The following is a 3,363-nucleotide window of genomic DNA, read 5'->3' as shown; positions in this document are numbered from 1 at the left end:
AGGCACTTTCGCGTATCAACACCCAGCTACATCGACATTCCACGCAAAATCCGGGCTAGGCGCCGGCATCATGACCGCATTCCGTTCAGTTCTTCAGCAGCCCGGATTCGTGGTACCGACGATCGGTATTCACCTGCCAGGGATCCACATTGTCACCGAAGTATCGGGCGACGCTCTGCATGGCACTCAACATCGCATGGTCTTGGTTGTCGTAGCGGTGCATGCCATTGCGTCCGACAGGGTGAAGAGATGGGTAGTTCCGACCCAGGAAGTCCCGGAGTCGGGCAACGTTTCTGTCCCGAGCAGGGTCGTTGATCGGATAGGCGAATCGGGACCGGACGATCATGACCCGCTCAACTGCGGAGTCATCGAGTCCGAGCGCACGAAGATCTGCCGCGACGATGCTCTTCATCTGCTCGTCGTCGGCTTTCCAGAGGTCGCCGTCTGGACCGCTGAAATACTCCATGCCCAAATACGTCCCATCCCAATTCTCCGGCGTCAGTCCATCAGACCAGCGTCGGTAATTCTGAATCCGCCCCACCCGCAGACCCGGACCGGGCGTATACACCCAATTGAACGGAATGTCGTAGCGCTTGCCCAGGGCGACTGCCACGGTGATCAGGGCGCGGTGTTTGAGGGCGCCGGCCACCGCCCGAATGTACTTCGGCGGTTCAGGCTCCAAGGCCTCCACCAGCAACCGCAACGGCATGCTCGAAAACACCGCATCGCCGGACGCGGTCTCACCGTTCTGCAAGTCCAGGGCCCACATCGCGCCGTCGAACCGAACCTTGACCACCGGTGAATTAAGGGCGGGAACGATGCCGACGTCCGCCAGTGCCGCCACCGCGGCTTCCCAAACTTGACCGGGACCCAGCCGGGGATAGCGAAAAGCATCCTGGTCTGCGGCGTCCCCCGCCTGTCGGCGCCAGTTTATCGGCTTAATTCTCTGGTTCGCCCAATCGCTGGCCAATTCGTCAGGGTCCGCCAGCCACGTCTTGCGGACATAGCCGTCGAAGAACAAGGTGTACCAATAGCGACCGAATTCATTGGTGCCCCATTCGCGGAAGCTCGCCGAGTGGTCATCCAGACGCATCCCCCGCAAGAATCTTGACCACATCAGGCTGGTCAGGCCCTGCATTCCGCGCCGGTATCCCATCTGGGTCAACAGATCACGACCGATGAGTGGGTACCGCACATAGTGGCCGTTGACGAGCATCGCTGAGTGCCGCTGCACTGAGATCCACTGGTCGGGTGGAAGTAGGGCTTTCCACAGGTCCAAGACCTCTTCGTTCCTGGTGAAGAAGCGGTGACCACCGGGGTCAATGCGCCAGCCGCCCTGGCTGGGAGTGCGCGCCAGACCGCCCACATGCGCAGACGCTTCGTAGATGCGCGAGGCCACTCCCCTCCTGGCCAGTCCGAGAGCAGCAGTGATACCGGCGGGTCCAGCGCCGATGATCAACGGATTCCGGTTTGACTCCATCTCGGCACTAGCGCCCGCGAAGCTGCGGAGAATGCCGATAATCGGCGATGAGATCGTCTATCTGCCGATCCTCAAGCTCGTTGAGCGGCGTTGTCAGGAAAACCAATTGGGCGTACTGGCTCTGCAACGGCAAGAATCCACTGAGCATCGGCTCTGGAGTCGTCCGGATAACGATGTCGACGTCTCCGATCTCGAATGCAGCGCTGATATCACTGCCGTCTTGCTGAGCCTTGATATGAGCGGCGCGCAATTCGTCACAAGCGTCATACGCAGCGAGCATGTTAATTCGGAAACCATCACCTTTCATGGTGATTTCCAAGTCGCGCACAGCCGCAACATACTTCTGTGGAAGCAGTTTCCGATTGCCGTGCAGGCGGACACTGCAGGTGCCGGGGTCGAAATGGGCGGGAATCAGCGCTGTGAGGAAATGGACGGATGCGGCGTACACCGCTTCCAATTCATCGTCGCGCCGCGCCAGATTCGCACAACTCAGGTTGTAGACCGACGCGGTCTGAACACCGTTTCGTTGCAGCGTCAGCAGAATTTCGATGACCTTGTGTGCGCCGCGCAGGTAGGCGTCGGCCAAGGTGGTGCCATTCGCGTCGGCCCAACGCCGCAATCCGTCGGGAATCAGGCCCACATGGGTTGGAGGCTGGCGCATCGGCACCCTCCAACCTCGCGACAGTCGCTGTAAGGCAATCGCTGTAAGAGAAAGAGTAATACAACACCGTCTGAGGTGCGGATTCTTCTGACGAAGAAGGCACCACCCCACGCTTGGCCGGGGATGAAGTGTTCAGCGCCCGGAACTCCGCGCGGAGAAGATCCGTTCGGCGGCCACCTGCGCAAGATCGCAGAGAACCTGCACATGGCCGTTACCCCACAACCGCGGTCTGGTATCGAAAACACACAGCGTCCCGATCGCGTTACGTTCGGCGTCTATCAGCGGTACACCGAGATAAGCGACCACACTGCCGTCACGGACCGCGGAATGGTTCTTGAATGCCGGGTCGAGTCGTGCGTCCTCCAGAAGCAGAGGCTTACCAGTTGCCACGGCATATTGACAGATAGACCGCTCTAGGGGTGTCTGCCTTTCCTCTGCCGACCCGCCGCCCATACCGGCCGTGCTCACAAAGAACTGCCGGTCGGCATCAACTAGGGACACCGCTGAGTGCGGGGCGTTCAAGGCATCGGCGGCCGCGCGGGTGATCCGGTCGTAGACCGCGTCCGGCGGGGAATCCAGTAGCCCGGTGTCGTGCAAGGCGCGTAACCGGTCCGGATCGGTGATCGCGGCGATCACGCTCGGCGTCGACGCCTCGCCGAACACCCCGAAGTCCGCGAGGTGGGCCAGCAACTCCTCGAGAGACTCGCTGCTGACTCGCCTCTGCTCGGCGACCATCTGCCTCGCCACGGCGCGGGTCACATAGGTCTCGACATCTTCGCCGACATCGGCGGCGCATTCCTCGAGCAGGCGGTTGAGCCGGTCGTCGAACCTCCGCATCCCGCCGTTCACCTGGTCAACGGTATCTGACGGGTGCGGGATTGTGACAGGGGAGGTGGCAGAACCCGGGGCATATCAAAGTCTCCGGACTTGTCGGGGCGGTTCACAGCGCTTGAGGAAGCAACTCTGGGCCGTTGTCCATCCGGAGCCACCTTCGGTGGGCCGCCGGTTGCGTTGAACACCTCTTGAGAACCTGGCCGCCAAGCGCCGCGTCGTCGGGCCTGGTTGCGTGGCTACGCCAGCCCGACATCGGGCCGCAAGACTCGAAACTGGTCTCTCGGATTCGTTCATCGAGAACACGCCAGTGCAGCAGACCCCAACACGATCGGGACTGCACTCAGTGGAAGCCGAACGCCAGACAGGCTTAGCCCCGATAGCACACGGG

The 3,363-nt window shown here is 61.3% G+C and carries 3 protein-coding genes; all 3 read right to left on the bottom strand.

Annotated elements, in window-relative coordinates:
• Positions 1-85: 85 nt before the first annotated feature.
• Complete coding sequence (locus tag ACPGXI_RS17825; RefSeq protein ID WP_526655330.1) at positions 86-1,480, bottom strand: protoporphyrinogen/coproporphyrinogen oxidase; 1,395 nt, start codon at positions 1,478-1,480, stop codon at positions 86-88.
• A 7-nt stretch (positions 1,481-1,487) separates the two neighbouring features.
• Positions 1,488-2,141 (bottom strand): undecaprenyl diphosphate synthase family protein, encoded by a 654-nt coding sequence (locus ACPGXI_RS17820; RefSeq protein WP_526655334.1) that lies wholly within the window; start codon positions 2,139-2,141, stop codon positions 1,488-1,490.
• Between the two features lie 132 nt (positions 2,142-2,273).
• The gene (locus ACPGXI_RS17815; protein WP_526655332.1) at positions 2,274-2,978 is read right to left on the bottom strand and encodes a GAF domain-containing protein; all 705 of its coding nucleotides are present in this window, start codon (positions 2,976-2,978) and stop codon (positions 2,274-2,276) included.
• Positions 2,979-3,363 lie beyond the last annotated feature (385 nt).

The organism is Mycobacterium sp., assembly GCF_049608025.1.
In the GTDB taxonomy this organism is placed as follows: domain Bacteria; phylum Actinomycetota; class Actinomycetes; order Mycobacteriales; family Mycobacteriaceae; genus Mycobacterium.
This window is presented reverse-complemented; position numbering and strand designations above follow the sequence as displayed.